This is a genomic window from Bradyrhizobium sp. P5_C12 (assembly GCF_054049735.1).
The window spans coordinates 1-16,552 of the sequence record NZ_JBFULU010000024.1; the positions used below are offsets into that span (position 1 = coordinate 1).

Below are 16,552 nucleotides of genomic sequence, written 5' to 3' on the forward strand. Positions count from 1 at the left end.
CATCGGTTCGATCGGCACCCGCATCCCGACCATCGCGCTGATCTCCTTTGCCCATGCGCCGGCCGCGTTCACCACGTGGTCCGCTGAGATGACTGCTCCCGATTTCAGCGTCACATTTCTGACGCGTCCGCGCTGCGCCTCGAGTCCGATAACCTCGTCATCGAGGAACGTCGCGCCGATCGAGAGGGCCTTCCGCCGCAATCCGCGCAGCACGCTGTAGGGATCCAGCCAGCCATCGTCAGGCGAATATGCTGCGGCTGCGAGATCGTCGACATTCATTGAGGGTAATCTGATCTTCAATCCGTTTTGATCGAGCCAAACGACGTTAACGCCGTTCTCTTCCTGCACGCGAAAGTTTCTCTCGAGCGTGCCGATGTCTGCAGCCGAGACGATGAAGAGATAGCCGTTTTTCTTGAAGTCGATCTGTGCCGGTTCGCCATCCACCGCCATGTCGGTGTCAAATCGCTCGAAGAAGGGAATGCTGAAATTGGAAAGCGCGATGTTCTCGGGCAGCGCGAACAGCCGGCGGACGCCGCCTGATGCACGCGGTGTCGAAGCGAGGCGGTAGGTCTTGTCTCGTTCGACCACGGCTACTGAGCACGCCTTCGGATGACGCCTCAGGAAGTAGGCGATGCTCGCCCCGACCGCGCCTCCGCCGATAACGACGACGTCGTAATGCACTGATCTTCCCTTTCGTCTTGAGCCGGACAGGCCGCTCCGCGTTTCGCAAGCGCTGCCGACTTCACCACGGCGCGCGCGGCCATTGTATAATATAGAACTATATCGTATACAATAAAGACATTGTGTATCCAAAAAGGCGGCAAATATGCGTAATGTYGGATCTAATGTTTTGATTTGTTTGGCGTTTCTCTCCCTCTCACCAGCGTGTCCCCTGTCTGCGCAAAGTAAGTCCGATACGCTGGACAGGATCGCAAGCAGCGGCGTCCTCACCCTTGGCCACCGCGATACGTCGATCCCATTCTCGTATTTCGACGACGCGCAACATGTGGTCGGCTTCTCGGTCGATCTCTGCTCGCGCATCGTCGACCGGATTAAGACCCTGACCAATCGACCCGATCTTCAGGTCAAGTATCTGCCAGTGACATCAGCAACGCGAATTCCGCTGCTCGCCAACGGCACCGTCGATATCGAGTGCGGGTCCACGACGAACACGGCCGAGCGGCAGACGCAGGTGGCATTTTCGTCGACAACCTATTTGACGACCAGCAACTTCGTCTCGAAGAAATCGGCGGGTATCGGTCGCTTCGACGATCTCAAGGGACGCACCGTCGTCTCGACTGCCGGTACCACAAGCCTGCGGTTGCTCAACGAACTCAACGTCCGAAACAACCTCGGTATGACCATCGTTCCGGCGAAGGATCACGCAGAGGCTTTCCTGATGGTTTCGACCGATCGTGCGTCTGCCTTCGTGATGGATGACGTCTTGCTTGCCGGTTTGATCGCCAACTCGCATGATCCATCGCTCTATCAGATTTCGAAAGATTTTCTCTCGGTGGAGCCGTACGCGATCATGATGCGGCGCGACGATCCCGGCTTCAAGCAGTTGGTGGATGCCACGCTTGGTGATCTCTTCAGCTCCGGTGATTTTGAGCGCATCTACCGCAAATGGTTCGAGACGCCGATCCCGCCGCGCAATATCAATCTCAACCTTCCGATGAGCGCAGCACTGAAGAAGGTCGTTCAGCGCCCGAGCGACTCGGCCGATCCGGCATCTTATCAATAGGTGTTCAGTTCGTTTGAGCAGGTTCGGAGGTTCTCTTGCGCAATTCGTGGGCTGATTTTATACGGGGACGGTCGCGATTGTGCGGCAACGAGGGCGATTGGCTGTCACGCCTGTCATGAAAACCCGAACCTCACCCAAGAAAGGTCTGCGTCCAGGCACCCCGCCGGACAAGCCGAGCACCGCTACGAGCGATGGCCGCGTAGCGTCCACACCGGATTTGGTGAGGGATGCGCTGCGCAAGGCCATCTTCAGCGGCGAACTGGCTGCCGGCATGCAGCTGCGCCAGGATGAACTCGCCAGCCGTTTCGGGACAAGCCGTATCCCGGTTCGCGAAGCTCTTCGACAGTTGGAAAGCGAAGGCCTCGTTACGTTGCACCCGAATCGGGGCGCCGCGGTATCGTCGGTCTCGCTGGAAGACGTGCTGGAGCTGCTGGAGATCCGGATCGGTCTGGAATGCCGCGCGCTCAAGCTTGCCATTCCGAACATGGTCGATGCCGATCTCGATTCCGCTGCTGAGATTCTCGGTGGCTATGACAACGAGCCGGAACCCCAGAAATGGGGCGAGATGAACTGGCGGTTTCACGAAACGCTGTACGTTCCCTGCAATCGCCCGAAGCTGCTATCGATGATCGAATTAAACTATGGGCATGTCAGCCGCTTCGTCAGGCTGCAGGTCTCGTTGGCGGCGGGCAAGCAGCAGCCGAACCGCGAGCATTGGGCCATCCTCGATGCGTGCCGTGCCGGAGACGCCAATACGGCCATTAAGCTGCTTGAGGAGCACATCGTGCACACGCAAAAATCACTCGCGGCGGCCATGCGCCACGGATCCGGCCGCGTCGTTGCGACCTCGCGCTAGCTATCCGCCCTTGACCGCCCCCGCCGTCAGCCCGGCGACGATCTGCCGCTGGGCCAACACCGTCAGCAGCAGCACCGGGAAGGTCACGATCAGGGCTGCCGCCGCGAGCGGCCCCCAGCTCAACTGGTCGAACGAGATCATGTTGTAGACCGCCACAGGCAAGGTGCGCGTCTCGCGGCCCGCCAGCACGATGCCGAAGACGAAATTGTTCCAGGAAAAGATCACGGCCAGGATGAAGGCAACCGCGATGCCCGGCTTGGCGATCGGCAGCGCGACGTGGCGGAAGACCTGCCAACGCGTGGCGCCGTCGATCAGGGCTGCTTCTTCCAATTCCATCGGCGTCGTCTCGAAATAGCCGATCATGATCCAGATCACGATCGGCACCGTCACCACCAGATGGATGATGATCTGCGGAACCAGCGTGCCGAGCAGCCCGAGCCACTGGAACATGAGAAACAGCGGGATCAGATAGGACAATCCCGGCGTGATGCGGGCGATCAGGATCACGATCGCGGATTTGTGCGCGGCCATCCGCGCGATGCCATAGCCGGCGGGAACGCCGACGACGAGCGCAAGCAAGGTCGCGCTGCCGGTCACGATCAGGCTGTTGACGAAATAGGTCAGGAAGCGGTTGGAGGCGAGCACGTCGGTATAGTTCTTCCAGGCGAAACGCTCCGGGATGAACACCGGCGGGTAGGCGGCATTGTCGACCTCGAATTTGAGCGACAGCGACAACATCCAGAGGAAGAACAGGATGGCCGGCGACACGATGACGAACACCGAAAGCCACAGGCCGATCTTGCCGAGGATTTGACGGGGTGTCATGCGCCGCTCGCGATCTCGGTCCACACCATGCGCTGGCGGGCGTACAGCATCACCGCCGCAAGCAGGACGATCAGCAGGAAGAACACCACCGCGATCGCCGAGCCGTAGCCGAGGTCGTAATAGGTGAAGGCGACGCTGTAGAGATAGATGTTGATCGTCTCCGACGCCGAGCCCGGTCCGCCCTGAGTGATCGCGAAGATGATGTCGAAGCTTTTCACCGCGTCGATCATGCGGATCATGCCGGCGATGAACAGGAACGGCATGATCAGCGGCAGCGTGATGAAGCGGAACACCTGCCAGAAACTGGCGCCGTCGATCTGGGCGCTCTCATAAGGCTCGGCCGGGATCGCCGCGAGCCCGCCGAGCACGATCAGCATGACCAGGGGCGTCCACTGCCAGGTCTCCACCAGCACCAGCGAGGGAATGACGGTTGCGGGGTGAAAGACCCAGAGCTGCGGAGGTATCCCGACCAGCGACAACAGGTAATTCAGCACGCCGAGCTGCGGATGGAACATCATGGTCCAGACCAGCGCGATCGCGACCGGCGTCGCCATCATCGGCATGATGAAGACGCCGCGCAGGAAGCCGCGGCCGGCGAATTTCTGGTGAAACACCACGGCTGCGAGCGTGCCGAGCAGCAGTGGCAGCAGCACCGACAGCACGGTGTAGACCATGGTGTGGCCCACCGCCTCGAGGAATCGGGGATCGCTCGTCAGCCGCAGATAGTTGGAGAGCCCGACGAAGGTGGTCGCCGAGCCGACCTTCCACTCGTTCAGGCTCATCCAGATGGTGAAGACCCACGGGAAGATGATGATGGCGAGCACGACGACCAGCGCCGGCACCACGAACGGCCAGTAAGACGGTCGCCGCAATGGCTTCTCCGACGCGGTCCCGGTGGAAGCCGCGGCCGGAGTTGATTGTGTCAACGCACTCACGCCTTTTCGCTGCGCTCCAGGATCGGCCGGAATTGCTCGTGGGCCTTCTTCAGCTCTGCGGCCGGGTCGGCGCCTGCAAGGGTCGAGGTGACCGCGGCACCGACAAGATCGCGGAATTCGGCGACCGGAATGATCACCGGCAGGCCCAGCTTGCTGATCCTGGCGGAATCGATCACCGATTGCAGCCATTCCTTGGGCATCTTCACGCCGTTCTGGACCTCGGCATCGTTCAGGATCGAGTTGCGGAACGGTACGCCGCCGCCGGCTTGCAGCAGCCGGGCGCCCTGCTGCTTCGAGACCACCCATTGGCAAAGCAGATAGGCGGCTTCCTTGTTCTTGCTCGCCGCGGCGATGCCGATGCCATCACCATAGGTCGCTGAATATTGTCCCTTCGGGCCGGCCGGCACGACGGTGTAGCCGACCTTGCCGACCACGCGTGAGGCTGCCGGATCCTCCAGCGGGGGCGCCCAGCCGACGCCGTCGATCCACATCGCCGAACGTCCTTGCGTGAACGAGGCCATCGACTCCATCCAGTTGAAGCCGGCGACGCCGGGCGGAGCGACTTTCGTCAGCAATGTCTGATAGAGCTTGGTTGCCGCAATGGCCTCCGGACCGTCGGTCAGGATGTTGCCCCTCGCATCGAGGAATTCGCCGCCATAGTTGAGGAAGAAGTTGGTCCACAACGTCATGTTGGCGTTGCGCAGGCCGCGTCCGACGAAGCCGTAGGTGCCTTCCTTGGCATCGGTGAGCTTCTCGGCCGCCGCGACCATCTCGTCCAGCGTCTTGGGGACGGCGACGCCCTTCTTCTGGAACAGCTCCTTGTTGTAGTAGAGGATGAAATAGTCGACCGACCAGGGCAGCGACAGCATCTGGCCCTTGTCGTTCTTGCAGTATTGCAGGCCGGCGGCCGAGAAATCGCTCTCCACGAGATCGGGCGCGGTCAGCGTCGGGTCCTTCATGTAGGGCGTGAGGTCGGCGAGCCAGCCGCCTTTCTCGAATTGCCGTTTCTGCACGTGATAGCTGAGGTGGACGACGTCGAAGCTCGGCCGGCCCGAGGTGAGCTCGATCACGACCTTCTGGCGCTGCTGCTGCTCGGGAATCTGCTCCGACTCCACCTGGATGCCGGTGAGCTCGGTAAACTCCTTGACGTATTTTTGCAGGTTGTCGCCGCGCGGGCCCTTGGCGAGGATCACCTCCAGCTTGGTCCCGGCGTATTTCTTCCAGTTCACCTCCGCGCGCGCCGGAAATCCAGTGAGGCCAAGCGCGCCGGCCGCCGCGGTGCCGGCCAATAGTCTGCGGCGCGAAATCTGATGGTCAGCCACTGTATCCCTCCCGATGACTCGTTTTCTTTGGGAGGGATACTAGCGGCCGTGCCACGCCTGCCTAGTCCTATTCTGGCGGATCAAGGTCGCACCGCCGGCGTCTCCATCGGCAGGCCGCGCGCCCGCGACATCAGGTAGAGCTCGAGCGCGACCAGCTCAGGTGCGCCGTAATCATAGGCCTGGGCGCGGACGCCGGTCATGCAGCTGCGCAGCCGCCGCTCCAGCGATCCCAGCGTCTGCCATTCCAGGCGATAGAGCGGGTAGCCGGTCGGCTGTCCCTGCGTGATCGGCGCGCCGGCGAGGCGCTTGTCAAAGTTGTCGTCGTGGCAATTGGTGCAGGCAAGGTTGAGCTGGCCCTCGCGCTGCGTGAACAGGTTGCGGCCTTGCTCAACGAAGGGTTCTAGTTGCGGATCATCGCCGGCTGTGATCGGAACGCCACGTGACTGGTGGGCGACGAAGGCGGACAGCGCCAGCAGGTCGCGGCTCTCATAGGGCAGCGGCGTTGCCTGCTGATGGTTGGCGCGGCAGATGTTGATGCGCTGGTCGAGCGTGACGGGGCGGCTGAGCGACTTGTCGAAGGCGGGATAGCGCGCCGCGACGCCCTTCATGCTGCTCCGCGCCTCGCCGTGGCAGTCGGCGCAGGCCTTGTCGGCGCTGCCGGTCTTCTTCGCCCACAACGCCTCGCCATCGAGCACGAACAACATGCCCGGATTGGAGGTGTCGTCATCCTGCATCGCGCGCGTGTCGGGTCCCATGAAGGCATAGCCGGAACGGCGCGCATCGGACGGAATTTCGCCGGCGAGCAGGGCAGGGGCCGCGGCCAACAATGTCGCCGCCGCTATCGCGCGCCAAAACTTCATTCGACCGTGATCGATGCCGACGCCGTGGACGCGTAGCCGTTGTCGCCGATCCATTCGAACTCGAACCTGCCGCTCTCCTTCGCAACGGTGAAGAACGACAGGTATGGATTGGCCGCGATCGCCGGGAAGAGGTCGGCACGGAAGATCTCCGTGCCGTTGTAGCGGCACGTAAAACTCGTGATGATGTCGCGCGGCACGAGTTCGCCGGCAGCGGTGTGGCGAAAGCCGGTTTCCATGATGTGCGAGGTCAGCGTGCGGATCTCGATGATTTCGCCGCGCTTGGCCTTTGCCGGAACGTTGATCAGCGCGGCCATCAGTTCATCTCCTCGGTGCAGGCCGCCAGTGTCACGACGATTTCGGCGGCGGCCTGCCAGAACGTATCGTCGGACAGCCGCGCGATTGCGACCACTTTCTGGGTGTCGGCGAGCCGGATCCGGGTCGAGACCTGGGCGCGGCCGGAGGAGGGGCCGAGATGGAAATTGCCGATGTTCGGCTGCGGGTTCTTCTCGTTGAAGACGTGGATGCTCTTGACGTAGTCGTTCGCCGTCATCGGGCTCGCGACGCTCACCGTCATCGGCACCGTGTTGCCGTTCTCGACCAGCGGCGGGATGTCGAGCTTGACCCGGCCGGTGCGCACCGGAGCTTCGCCGATGACGTTACGGATCGCGGTGTTGAGCATCGCAGGCGTCGCCTCAAGCGGCCGCAGCGTGACGATCGGGATCGTCCCGGCGGCGGTAACGCCTCCGGCAAGGCTCAGGAATTGTCGTCGTGTGGTTCGCATGAACAGTCCTAGTCCCGGAGCGTTGCAAGATAGGCCACGATGTCCTCGATCTCTGCAGCCGACAATATCGGCTTGCCGGCGAAATTACGTCCGACACGGACCAGCCCGTCATTGCGATAATAGGACGGCATGATGGTCTGCGGGTTGTAGCGCGATGCATCGACCAGCCGCAGCCGCAACTGGCCCGCCGACCACCAGTTCCCGGTGCCGGTGAGATCGGGCGCGAGGTCACCCTGGAACCGCGCCTCCGGGAACGGCCCGGAATGGCAGAGGATGCAGGTCGTGGTGCGCGCCACCACCAGCGCGCGGCCGCGCGCGGGGTCGCCTGGCGCACCCGTGAGCGGCTCCGGGATGGTGTCACCGATGATTCTGTAGGGCACGAGCTCGTCGGCTCTTGCTCCGCTGGCCAAGACAACGGCGGCGATCAGCGCTGCGACATGGAGGGATGCTCTAGCCAAAGCTGTCCGCCGTGATGGTTTGAAACCAGCGCTCCGCCTCGGCCGCCTCGCGCGCACGCAGCTCGCGCGGTGCATCGACCGGGCTGGTCGCGCCGCCCTCGACCTCCGCGAAGATGTCGCCCTTGGGCTGGTAATTGCCGGCAAGCGAAAAGCCGTAACCGGGCGCGACGGTGGTGTAGCACACACCGCTCAGCCGCGGCATGTCCGGCGCACGGCCGGCAAGCAGACTGACGATCGCAGCGGCGCAGGCCGTGCCTTGCGCGCCGGCGGCTGATGCGGACTTGGGAATGCCGCCGCCGAGGCAGGCGTCGCCGATGACGTGAATGTTTTGCACGAGCTTCGATTCGAAAATCACGGGATCGATCGGGCACCAGCCGGTCGCATCCGCAGCGCCCGCGATCCCGGCGATGTGTCCGGCACGCTGCGGCGGGATGACATTGGCGACGTCGGGGGTGTAGTTGCCGAATTCGGTAACGATGGTCCCGGTCGAGGGGTCGACCGAAGTGACGCGGCCGCCTTGCGACAGCGCCACGCGCTCGATCATGTCGCCGTAGAGCTCCTTCCATGCCTTCTCGAACAGCCGCTGCTGGGAGAAATTGTCCTTGGCATCGAGGATCAACACCTTCGAGCGTGGCTTCTTCGTCTTCAGATAGTGCGCGATCAGGCTGGCGCGCTCGTAAGGTGCCGGCGGGCAGCGTGAGGGATTGGCGGGGATCGCGATCGCGACGAGGCCGCCATCCGCCATCGCCTCTAGCTGCTTGCGCAGCAATATTGTCTGCGCGCCGGCCTTCCAGGCGTGCGGCATTTTCTCCGACGCGGCGTCGTCGTAGCCGGGCAGCGCTTCGAAATGGAAGTCGATGCCGGGCGAGAGCACGAGGCGGTCGTAGGCAAGCGTGGTGCCGTCATCGACCGTCACGCTTCGCGTCTGCGCATCGATCCTGGTCGCCGCCCGGCTGACGATGGCGACGCCTTCGGAGGCGAGCTTGTCATAGCCGAACTGCTGCGCTTCGATCTCGCGCAGGCCCGCGATCACCTCGTTGCTGAAGGGGCAGGAGGTGAAGACCTTGTTCGGCTCGATCAGTGTGATCTGCAATGTCGCGCTGGCGCGTTTGAGTGCGCGAGCACAGGCCGCGCCGCCGAAGCCGCCGCCGATCACGACGACACGGCCCGCCGATTGCGCGCGCAGGATCGAAGGTACGGCGAGCGATGTGGCCGCGGCGGTGATGCCAAGGACGGCATTCCGCCGTGTCACCGGCGCATTCATGGGTCCCATCCGGAAAATGCCGCGGCGGCCGTTGTAACCGCCGCGGCCTTATCTTACGCGAAGGTGATGTTCTGGTCGCGCAGCGGCACCGAGCGGATGCGCTTGCCGGTGGCCGCAAAATAGGCGTTCAGCACCGCCGGCGCCGCGACGCCGATGGTCGGCTCGCCGACACCGCCCCAGAATCCGCCGCTTGGCACCATCACCGATTCCACCTTCGGCATCTCGTTGATGCGCATCGAATTGTAGGTGTCGAAGTTGGTTTGCTCGATGCGGCCGTCCTTGACGGTGCAGCCGCCGTAGAACAGCGCGGAGAGGCCATAGACGAAGGAGCCGGCGATCTGCCGCTCCACCTGCGCCGGATTGACGACGTATCCGGGATCGGTCGAGGCGACGATGCGATGCACCTTGATCTTGCTGCCGTCGGTCACCGAGATCTCGGCAGCACCAGCAACATAGCTGCCATAGCCCATCACCTGCGCGATGCCGCGATAGACGCCCTGCGGCGCCGGCGTGCTCCAGCCGATCTTCTCGGCCACGGCATTGAGCACCGCCAGATGCTTGGGGTGGTTGCCCATCAGCTTGCGGCGGAATTCGAGCGGGTCCTGGCCTGCGGCCTGGGCCAGCTCGTCCATGAAGCATTCCATGTAGATCGCGTTGTGATTGACGTTGACGCCGCGCCAGAAGCCGGGCGGAACGTGCGGGTTGCGCATCGCATGCTCGATCAGGAGGTTCGGCACCGAGTAGCCGAACGCGGCTTCGCCGGATTGGGCGACGCCCTGGAACGCGGCCGGATCCATGCCGTTCTGCAGCGCTTCGGGGCGGAGCGAGAACAGGATGGACTGCCCGGACAGACGGTAGTGCAGCGCGACCAGATTGTTGTTGGCATCGAACGCGCCGGTCATCTTGCACTGTGTGATCGGGTGATACCTGCCGTGCGCCATGTCCTCCTCGCGCGACCACACCAGCTTGATCGGTGTGCCCGGCATCTGCTTGGCGATCGCGACCGCCTGGCGGACATAGTCGGTCTGGCCGCGCCGGCCGAAGCCGCCGCCGGGCATCACCTTGTGCACGTCGCACTTCTCCGCCGGCAGACCCGAGGCCTCCAGCACCGCTGCGAAGGCCGCCTCGCCATTCTGTGTGCCGCACCAGACCTCGCATTTGTCCGCGGTGTAGAGCGCGGTGGCGTTCATCGGCTCCATCGTGGCGTGGTTCTGGTAGGGATAGCTGTAGACGGCCTCGATCTTCTTGGCGGCGCCGGCGATCGCCGCTTTGGCGTCGCCGTTCTTGTTGCCGACATAGGCCGGTTGCGCGTTGTCGAGGCCCTCAGCCAGCCATTTTGCAATCGACTCGCTCGAAACCTTGGCGTTGTCGCCCTCGTCCCAGACGATTGGCAACGCTTCCAGCGCGGTCTTGGCGTGCCACCAGGTGTCGGCAACAACCGCAACCGCGCTATCGCCGACCTTGACGACCTTCTTGACGCCCTTCATGCCGGCGATCTTGGCCTCGTCAAAGCTCTTCAGCTTGCCGCCGAACACCGGGCAGTCCTTGATCGCGGCGTTGAGCATGCCGGGCAGCTTGACGTCGATGCCGTAGATCATGCTGCCGGTGGTCTTGTCGGCGGTGTCGAGCCGCTTCACGCCCTTGCCGATCAGCTTCCAGTCCTTCGGGTCCTTCAGCGTGACGTCGGCCGGCGGCGTCAGCTTGGCCGCGGCCTCGGCGACCTTGCCATACGTCGTGGTTTTTCCCGATGGCGTGTGGGTGATGACGCTGTTGGCGACGGTGCATTCGGACGCCGGCACCTTCCATTGGTCGGCGGCGGCCTGGATCAGCATCACGCGCGCGGTGGCGCCGCCCTTGCGGACATAGTCCTGCGAGGAGCGGATGCCGCGGCTCCCGCCGGTCGAGAAATCGCCCCAGACGCGCTTGCGGGCGACGCTCTGGCCGGGTGTCGGATATTCGGTCGTGACCTTGGTCCAGTCGCATTCGAGTTCCTCGGCGACGAGCTGGGCGAGGCCGGTGAGCGAGCCCTGGCCCATCTCGGAGCGGGCGATGCGGATCACCACGGTGTCGTCGGGCCTGACCACGACCCAGGCGCCGATCTCGGGCGAGCCGTCGGCCGCGCGGACCACGGCGGGGCCGCCGAAGGGGATATCGAGGCCGATCACGAGGCCGGCGCCGAGTGCGGTGCTGCCTATGACGAAGGCACGGCGATTCATTCGGGGCGAAACATGCTTGTTCATGTGGCGGTTCCTTACGCGCTTGCGATCGTGTGGATCGCCTCACGCACCTGCTGGAAGGTGCCGCAGCGGCAGATATTGGTAATGGCCTCGTCGATGTCGGCGTCGGTCGGCTTCGGCTTCTCGTTCAGAAGCGCCGCCACCGCCATGATCATGCCGCTCTGGCAGTAGCCGCATTGCGGAACGTCCTGGGCGATCCAGGCTTCCTGCACCTTGTGCAGCGAATTGCCGGACGCCAGTCCCTCGATCGTGGTGATCTTCTTGCCCTCGGCCTCAGCGACCGAGATCCCGCAGGAGCGCATGGCGACACCGTCCATGTGAACGGTGCAGGCGCCGCATTGCGCGATGCCGCAGCCATATTTGGTGCCGGTCAGGCCGGCATTCTCGCGGATCGCCCAGAGCAGCGGCGTATCCGGCTCCACATCCAGTGTGAAGGTTTTTCCGTTGATTGTTAGATTTGCCATCGCAAGTCCCCTGATTGGCCCAATCCACCGATTAGACTCAGGCGCGCAATCTGTCCGGCAAACTGGAAACGTTCAAATCAACAGTCCGAGGGGTGTCCGCCAAAGATCCGCCAAAGAGACGGCGCGCGCGGGGAACAATGCCGGGTGCGCGGTGTTGCGGCGTTGTGAACGGCGGTGCATGGCCACAGCGTTTGGTTGTAGAGAAATGATTTGACTAATCCAGGGTATTGTACAACCTTTGCGCTAGATGGACCATTAGTCCATCCTAAGGGAGAAAGCGCCATGGGTCGCATCGTTACGATTGATCTCGAAAAAGTTCTTGCGTCAGGTAATGACCTCAAAGCGAAGTCGCCTGCTGGACTTACTTCCCACGCAGACCTGCTCGGCCTTGCGAGCGAAGTGAGCAAGGATCCGGTTTCCTATTTGAGCAGCGTCGGCGTTCAGCTCGACGACCAGACCGCGGCGATGCTGCGGACCAAGCTGGCCTCGCGCAGCGGCGGCGTCCAGGCCGGCACGATCCATATCGACATCCTCTGATCCGACATCGCAGATATCTCGTCGGCAGATCATGATGGCCGGCTGACCGGTACGCCGGACAGCCGGGATATGAGGTGGTCGGCCATGGCGCTCGGCGCACAATATTTATCCGATTTCCGCGCGGCCAGGGTGACGCCTACCAGTCTGGTTTTGAACGTCACCTTGAAATGCCCGCTCAAATGTTCGCACTGCTGCTTCTCATCCGACATGTTTCACGGCGGCCATCTCTCCGCCGCTGACGTTCATCGCTGTATTGGCCAGGCCGCGCAGATCCCGTCGATGGAGATCGTCCATTTCGTCGGCGGCGATCCGATGCTGCATGCGGACATCGTGGCTGACGCCGTGGCGTTGGCCGCGTCGCTGGGCCTGCGCGCCGGCATCACGACGAGTGCGTTCTGGGCCAAGTCGCCCGCGCGCGCGACGGCGGCCGTTCGCCAATTGCGGGCCGCCGGCCTCACCGAAATGACCTTGTCCTATGACGATCCCCATGCCGCGTTCGTGCCGCTGAGCTTCATTGCCAATGCGGTTGCCGCCGCGCGGGAGTGCGGCCTGCTGCTCCGGATCGCCGTGGTGGTCGAAAGCAGTTCGCGGATTACCGCCGCCAGCCTGCGCGCCGATCTGGGGCTCCAGGACGAGCCGGGGATCAACATCTATGAGACCGTCGCCAACTCGACCGGCCGCGGCGCGGACACGGATGAGGACACGCAGGCGGGGCGCGTTCGGCACGCCTCGGCCTATCGCGGACCCTGCGAGTCCGTTCTCCACACCGTCACGGTCGATCACGAGGGTGGCATCCGGCCCTGCTGCGGCGTGCTTCCGCACTACGAATCCCTGAAGGTCGGCCATATCGCGGAGGAGGGCATCGAAGCCGCCATGCGGGCTGCCGCCGACGACCCGCTCTACCGATGGATCAGGCTCGAGGGACCGGTCGCTATCCTGGCCGCCGTCACGGCCGACGATCCCGCGCCCATGCGCGCGGAGGATTTCGATGGGATCTGCACCGCCTGTGATCGCATCTTCCGCTCACCGGAGCTGCTGGCGCGGGTGCGGGAAGCCGCCGAGGCGCGGCGGCCCCAGATCGAGACCTGCGAGATCCTGCTGGACGGACCGCCCGCGCCTGCAACCGTCGTGGCCGCCCAATGAGCGTCGATGTCCTGTTCTGCTCGGCGCCGGTGATGTCCGTGGTGCGTCCGTCGGCGGCGCTTGGCCTGTTGCAGGCGCTGCTGCGGGAGAAGGGCATCAGCGCCGAGTCGCTCTATCTGAATCTGGTCTTCGCAGACCGCATCGGGCTCGATCTGAACGAGCAGCTTGCGGAGAAGCTGCCGAGCCACCTGCTGGCGGGCGACTGGCTGTTTGGCAATTGCCTGGGAACACGGCCCGACCGGCCGCAGGTGCAGCAGCACATAAGCGAGCTCGGCACCGCCATCGAGCGCAAGGGGCTGGCGCAGCTCTACGAGATTCGGCGCACCGTGATCCCGTCCTTTGTCGCGGAAGCAGCCGACCGCTTGCTCGAACGCAACCCCAGGATCATCGGCTTCACCTCGATGTTCGAGCAGACCGTCGCCTCGCTGGCGATCGCGGCCGCGGTCAAGGAGCGCGACCCGTCCGTCGTGATCTGCTTCGGCGGCGCCAATTGCCACGGGCCGATGGGCGCGGTGCTGCTGAAGAATTTTTCGCAGATCGACTATGTCTTCAATGGCGAAGCCGACACCGTGTTGGGTCCGTCCGTCGAGGCGATCCTGCGCGGCGAGCGGCCGGTCGATTTGCCGGGGTGCTTGTCCCGCGAGCGGCCTTGCGTCGGTGCGGCGGCCGGTCCGACCAGGATGGATGCGCTGCCCATCCCCGACTACGCCGACTATTTCGCGCAATTGCCCGGGTTGTCCGAAGCTGCGCGCGTCCGCCCCTCGATACCGTTCGAGTCGTCGCGCGGCTGCTGGTGGGGGCAGAAACATCACTGCACCTTCTGTGGCCTGAACGGCGCGGGCATGGCGTTCCGGGCCAAGTCGGCGCCGCGCGTGCTGGAGGAGATCGAGACGCTGCATGCGGCGTTCGGAATCGGACGGTTCGCCGCGACCGACAACATCCTCGGCATGTCCCACATCGACGGCGTGCTCGGAAAGCTCGCCGAACGTCCGTCGCACGCCTTTCGCTTTTTTTACGAGATCAAGGCCAACATGGACGAGGCGCAGCTGGAAACCCTGGCCCATGCGGGGACGGTCTGGTTGCAGCCCGGCATCGAGAGCCTGTCGGATCCGGTGTTGCATCTCATGCGCAAGGGCGTGAGCGCCTTGCTCAACCTGCGTCTGCTGCGCAATTGCCGTGAGCTCGGCGTCGGACTTGTCTGGTCGATCCTGTATGGATTCCCCGGCGAGCCGCGCGACGCTTACGACGCCGTCGCCGGAATGGTTCCGCTGCTCGAACATCTTCAGCCGCCGGTCGGCTGCGGCCGCATTCGTCTCGACCGGTTCAGCCCCAATTTCGAACGCGCTTCCGAGATCGGCTTTCGCAACGTCACGCCGATGCCGGCCTATGCTGCGATCTACGACGTCCCGGACGAGGATCTCGCCGATCTCGCTTATTTCTTCGAAGGCGAGGCGCCCGAAGCCGCGCGCGAACAGGATTTGACGGCGCTGAAGACCGCCAGCGCGACCTGGCGCTCCCGCTGGTTCGACCAGCCCTTTGCACCGCAGCTGACGATGACGGCCGCGGGAAGCGCTCATCTCATCAGCGACACGCGGGCCTGCGCGCGCCAGCCGTTCTATTGCCCGACACCGGTCGAGATCGCCGTGCTCAACCCGCTGCGCAATCCCTGCACGCGGCCGAACATCGTCGCGCAGCTGGCCGATCGTTTCGATGCCGCGTCGGTCGAGGCCGCAACGGATGCGCTCCTGATGCGGCGGTTTGCGATCGAGATCGACGGCAGGATGCTGTCGCTCGTCACCGAGGCCGGCCGTGAGATCTTCGACGCCGATGCCCGTGCCGAGTTTCCCCTCGGCTACGTCCTGCCGCGCGAGCAGCCGATCGTTCAGGAGGCGGCAGGCCCGCTGCACGCGGCCTTGACCGACTTCCACGGCGAACCGGTTGGCCTGGAACGGGTGCAGCCATGACCATCGAAGTCCGCCCGCTCGGCGACAAGTGCAACATCAAATGCCGCTACTGCTATCAGGAGGGTATCCGCACCGCCGGCAACGTGCCGACGCGCTACGATCTCGATGCGATCATCGCCACGCTGGACCGGCTGGCGGAGCCGTTCAGCCTGTTCGGCGGCGAGATCATGCTGACGCGCCGGCCGGATCTCGAGCGGTTGATGCAATTGGGATTCGACCGCCATGGTGGGGTCGGCATGCAGACCAACGGCACGCTGATCGAGGAGCGCGACATCGAGCTGTTCAGGAAATACCGGGTTCGCATCGGCATCTCGATCGACGGGCCGGGACCGCTCAACGACGCCCGCTGGGCCGGCAGCCTGCCGGCGACGCGGCGCGCGACTGCGCGGATCGAGGCGGCGATCGAGACGCTGTGCCGGGAGGGCATGCCGCCGAACGTGATCGTGACGTTGAACCGGATGAACGCGGCGCCGGAGCGGCTGGGCGTCCTCTGCGAGTGGATCCGGTTTCTGGGCGGGCTCGGTGTGCGCAGGCTGCGCCTGCATCTCCTGGAGCAGGACGAGACCGAGGGCGGCGAAGGATTGCCGCTCAGCGCGCAGGAGAACCTCGCGGCCCTGCGGCGGCTGCGCCGGCTCGAACAGGAATTGGCGTCGGTTCGCTTCGACATCTTCGCCGAGATGGCCGCGATGCTGACGGGGAACGACGCCGAGACCTCGTGCGTGTTCCATGCCTGCGATCCCTATGCCACCCGCGCCGTGGTGGGGGTCGAGAGCGACGGCCGGCTCGGCAATTGCGGCCGCACCAACAAGGATGGCGTGACCCATATGCGCGCCGGCCGCGAGGCATTCGAGCGCCAGCTCTCGCTTTACCGCACGCCGCAGGCCAATGGCGGATGCGAGGGGTGTCGCTTCTTCCTGGCCTGCAAGGGCAATTGTCCGGGCACGGCGATCGGAGGCGACTGGCGGATGCGCTCGGTCGATTGTCCGGTCTGGTTCGGCCTGTTCGAGGACATCGAGACCGAGCTTCAGGCCAAGGGGGACGTCGTGATCAGCCGGTCGGAGAGCCGGCCCGATCTCGAAGCGAAGATGATCGCCGCCTGGTCGATCGGCGACAATCCCACCCTGCATTCGCTGATCCAGCAGGCGGGACCATCATGACGTCG

Annotated in this window: 17 protein-coding genes; 6 read left to right on the forward strand and 11 right to left on the reverse strand. The window is 64.1% G+C overall.

Annotation, left to right across the window (positions count from 1 at the left end; all coding sequences use genetic code 11):
• Nucleotides 1-681 (reverse strand): NAD(P)/FAD-dependent oxidoreductase (locus tag ACXJMY_RS21465; RefSeq protein WP_456621344.1); only part of this gene is annotated, 681 nt, incomplete at its 3' end.
• 145 nt (nt 682-826) lie between these two features.
• Between ACXJMY_RS21465 and ACXJMY_RS21470 the strand changes: the two genes are divergently transcribed.
• Together ACXJMY_RS21470 and ACXJMY_RS21475 are read left to right on the forward strand one after the other, a co-directional pair.
• Nucleotides 827-1,744 (forward strand): amino acid ABC transporter substrate-binding protein, encoded by a 918-nt coding sequence (locus ACXJMY_RS21470; RefSeq protein WP_456621345.1) that lies wholly within the window; start codon nt 827-829, stop codon nt 1,742-1,744.
• Between the two features lie 97 nt (nt 1,745-1,841).
• The gene (locus tag ACXJMY_RS21475; protein ID WP_456621346.1) at nt 1,842-2,600 is read left to right on the forward strand and encodes a GntR family transcriptional regulator; all 759 of its coding nucleotides are present in this window, start codon (nt 1,842-1,844) and stop codon (nt 2,598-2,600) included.
• On the opposite strand, the gene ACXJMY_RS21480 is transcribed toward ACXJMY_RS21475, so the two are convergent.
• The 10 genes from ACXJMY_RS21480 to ACXJMY_RS21525 form a co-directional block, all read right to left on the reverse strand.
• The gene (locus ACXJMY_RS21480; protein WP_456621347.1) at nt 2,601-3,425 is read right to left on the reverse strand and encodes a carbohydrate ABC transporter permease; all 825 of its coding nucleotides are present in this window, start codon (nt 3,423-3,425) and stop codon (nt 2,601-2,603) included.
• Nucleotides 3,422-4,360, reverse strand: a complete 939-nt coding sequence (locus ACXJMY_RS21485; RefSeq protein WP_456621348.1) for a carbohydrate ABC transporter permease — start codon at nt 4,358-4,360, stop codon at nt 3,422-3,424. The genes ACXJMY_RS21480 and ACXJMY_RS21485 overlap by 4 nt, the downstream gene beginning before the upstream one ends.
• Complete coding sequence (locus ACXJMY_RS21490) at nt 4,357-5,682, reverse strand: ABC transporter substrate-binding protein (RefSeq protein WP_456621349.1); 1,326 nt, start codon at nt 5,680-5,682, stop codon at nt 4,357-4,359. The genes ACXJMY_RS21485 and ACXJMY_RS21490 overlap by 4 nt, the downstream gene beginning before the upstream one ends.
• Before the next feature lie 80 nt (nt 5,683-5,762).
• On the reverse strand, nt 5,763-6,542 hold the full coding sequence (soxA, locus tag ACXJMY_RS21495; protein WP_456621350.1) for a sulfur oxidation c-type cytochrome SoxA: 780 nt from the start codon (nt 6,540-6,542) through the stop codon (nt 5,763-5,765).
• Nucleotides 6,539-6,856 carry a thiosulfate oxidation carrier complex protein SoxZ gene (gene soxZ, locus ACXJMY_RS21500; protein ID WP_456621351.1) on the reverse strand — a complete coding sequence of 106 codons (318 nt, stop codon included), beginning with the start codon at nt 6,854-6,856 and terminating at the stop codon, nt 6,539-6,541. Before soxZ ends, soxA begins: the two co-directional genes overlap by 4 nt.
• Nucleotides 6,856-7,323, reverse strand: a complete 468-nt coding sequence (locus ACXJMY_RS21505; protein ID WP_456621352.1) for a SoxY-related AACIE arm protein — start codon at nt 7,321-7,323, stop codon at nt 6,856-6,858. Before ACXJMY_RS21505 ends, soxZ begins: the two co-directional genes overlap by 1 nt.
• 8 nt (nt 7,324-7,331) lie before the next feature.
• A complete protein-coding gene (gene soxX, locus ACXJMY_RS21510) occupies nt 7,332-7,781 on the reverse strand; it encodes a sulfur oxidation c-type cytochrome SoxX (protein ID WP_456621353.1) in 450 nt (149 codons plus the stop codon).
• Nucleotides 7,774-9,045 (reverse strand): FCSD flavin-binding domain-containing protein, encoded by a 1,272-nt coding sequence (locus tag ACXJMY_RS21515; protein ID WP_456621354.1) that lies wholly within the window; start codon nt 9,043-9,045, stop codon nt 7,774-7,776. The genes soxX and ACXJMY_RS21515 overlap by 8 nt, the downstream gene beginning before the upstream one ends.
• A gap of 53 nt (nt 9,046-9,098) precedes the next feature.
• Entirely contained in the window at nt 9,099-11,285 is a 2,187-nt protein-coding gene (locus tag ACXJMY_RS21520) for a molybdopterin cofactor-binding domain-containing protein (protein WP_456621355.1), read from the reverse strand.
• An 11-nt stretch (nt 11,286-11,296) separates the two neighbouring features.
• Nucleotides 11,297-11,746: a (2Fe-2S)-binding protein gene (locus ACXJMY_RS21525; protein WP_456621356.1), complete on the reverse strand. Its 450-nt coding sequence runs from the start codon at nt 11,744-11,746 to the stop codon at nt 11,297-11,299.
• A 282-nt stretch (nt 11,747-12,028) separates the two neighbouring features.
• Here ACXJMY_RS21525 and ACXJMY_RS21530 point away from each other — a divergent pair, with 282 nt between their 5' ends.
• From ACXJMY_RS21530 to ACXJMY_RS21545, 4 genes are all read left to right on the forward strand, one after another.
• Nucleotides 12,029-12,283, forward strand: coding sequence for a hypothetical protein (locus ACXJMY_RS21530; protein WP_456621357.1), 255 nt, complete (start codon nt 12,029-12,031; stop codon nt 12,281-12,283).
• A gap of 207 nt (nt 12,284-12,490) precedes the next feature.
• A complete protein-coding gene (locus ACXJMY_RS21535; RefSeq protein ID WP_456621436.1) occupies nt 12,491-13,426 on the forward strand; it encodes a radical SAM superfamily enzyme in 936 nt (311 codons plus the stop codon).
• On the forward strand, nt 13,423-15,390 hold the full coding sequence (locus ACXJMY_RS21540) for a RiPP maturation radical SAM C-methyltransferase (protein ID WP_456621358.1): 1,968 nt from the start codon (nt 13,423-13,425) through the stop codon (nt 15,388-15,390). Before ACXJMY_RS21535 ends, ACXJMY_RS21540 begins: the two co-directional genes overlap by 4 nt.
• Nucleotides 15,387-16,547, forward strand: a complete 1,161-nt coding sequence (locus ACXJMY_RS21545; protein WP_456621359.1) for a radical SAM protein — start codon at nt 15,387-15,389, stop codon at nt 16,545-16,547. Before ACXJMY_RS21540 ends, ACXJMY_RS21545 begins: the two co-directional genes overlap by 4 nt.
• Nucleotides 16,548-16,552: the final 5 nt, after the last annotated feature.

Excerpts from the sequence above, each read along its gene's own strand:
- ACXJMY_RS21480 (WP_456621347.1), bottom strand. The coding sequence starts at position 3,425 with ATGACACCCCGTCAAATCCTCGGCAAGATCGGCCTGTGGCTTTCGGTG.
- soxA (WP_456621350.1), bottom strand. The coding sequence starts at position 6,542 with ATGAAGTTTTGGCGCGCGATAGCGGCGGCGACATTGTTGGCCGCGGCC.
- soxZ (WP_456621351.1), bottom strand. The coding sequence starts at position 6,856 with ATGGCCGCGCTGATCAACGTTCCGGCAAAGGCCAAGCGCGGCGAAATC.
- ACXJMY_RS21505 (WP_456621352.1), bottom strand. The coding sequence starts at position 7,323 with ATGCGAACCACACGACGACAATTCCTGAGCCTTGCCGGAGGCGTTACC.
- ACXJMY_RS21515 (WP_456621354.1), bottom strand. The coding sequence starts at position 9,045 with ATGAATGCGCCGGTGACACGGCGGAATGCCGTCCTTGGCATCACCGCC.
- ACXJMY_RS21520 (WP_456621355.1), bottom strand. The coding sequence starts at position 11,285 with ATGAACAAGCATGTTTCGCCCCGAATGAATCGCCGTGCCTTCGTCATA.
- ACXJMY_RS21525 (WP_456621356.1), bottom strand. The coding sequence starts at position 11,746 with ATGGCAAATCTAACAATCAACGGAAAAACCTTCACACTGGATGTGGAG.
- ACXJMY_RS21530 (WP_456621357.1), top strand. The coding sequence starts at position 12,029 with ATGGGTCGCATCGTTACGATTGATCTCGAAAAAGTTCTTGCGTCAGGT.
- ACXJMY_RS21535 (WP_456621436.1), top strand. The coding sequence starts at position 12,491 with ATGTTTCACGGCGGCCATCTCTCCGCCGCTGACGTTCATCGCTGTATT.
- ACXJMY_RS21540 (WP_456621358.1), top strand. The coding sequence starts at position 13,423 with ATGAGCGTCGATGTCCTGTTCTGCTCGGCGCCGGTGATGTCCGTGGTG.
- ACXJMY_RS21545 (WP_456621359.1), top strand. The coding sequence starts at position 15,387 with ATGACCATCGAAGTCCGCCCGCTCGGCGACAAGTGCAACATCAAATGC.